This window comes from Streptomyces sp. BE303 (assembly GCF_036290945.1).
Lineage (GTDB): Bacteria > Actinomycetota > Actinomycetes > Streptomycetales > Streptomycetaceae > Kitasatospora.
In genome coordinates, this window is the sequence record NZ_JAQYWZ010000195.1 from 1 (window position 1) to 766 (window position 766).

Sequence of the window (766 nt, forward strand, 5' to 3'; positions counted from 1 at the left end):
CGCCACTGCCCTCGGAGAGCAGGTAGAAGAAGTGGTTGGCGACGCCGGAGGAGTAGTGGACGTCGATGCCGCCGAGGCCCCGGCGCCAGTAGTCGGCGGAACGGCCGTCCTTGGACGGCTTGTCCATGAAGCGCAGCGGGGTGCCGTCCCCGCGGATGTCGATCTTCTCGCCGATCAGGTAGTCGGGGGTGTCGGCGGGCAGATCGGCGTGGAACTCCACCATGCTGCCGAGGATGTCGCTGGTCGCCTCGTTCAGGCCGCCGGACTCGCCCGAGTAGTTGAGGTTGGCGGTGGCGGCGGTGACGCCGTGGGTCATCTCGTGGCCCGCCACGTCGACGGAGGTCAGCGGGTGGGTGTTGCCGTCGCCGTCGCCGAAGGTCATGCAGAAGCAGTCGTCGTCCCAGAACGCGTTGACGTATCCGTTGCCGTAGTGGACCCGGCTGGACGCGCCGACCCCGTCACCGCGGATGCCCGCGCGGCCGAAGGTGTTCTTGTAGAAGTCCCAGGTCGCCGCGACGCCGAAGTGCGCGTCGACGGCCGCGGACTCGCGGTTGGACGGCAGGCCGTCGCCCCAGTTGTCGGTCGGCCGGGCGAAGGGGGACCCGTCGCTGGGGGCTCCGTTGCCCATGTCGGTGGTGTAGGTGCCGCCGCGCGTTCCGTCCTTGAGCTGGTAGCCGGAGTCGGTCGGGGTGGTGCCGATCGGGACTTCGCCGACGTGGACGCCGTGGCCCGTGCCGGTCTGCACGCCCTCGAAGGTCCGGATCAC

General features: G+C 70.0%; 1 protein-coding gene. It reads right to left on the reverse strand.

Annotated features, from left to right (window positions below; genetic code table 11):
* The coding region (locus tag PUR56_RS01125) for a M4 family metallopeptidase (protein WP_329947461.1) at positions 1 to 766 on the reverse strand (766 nt) is incomplete at both ends.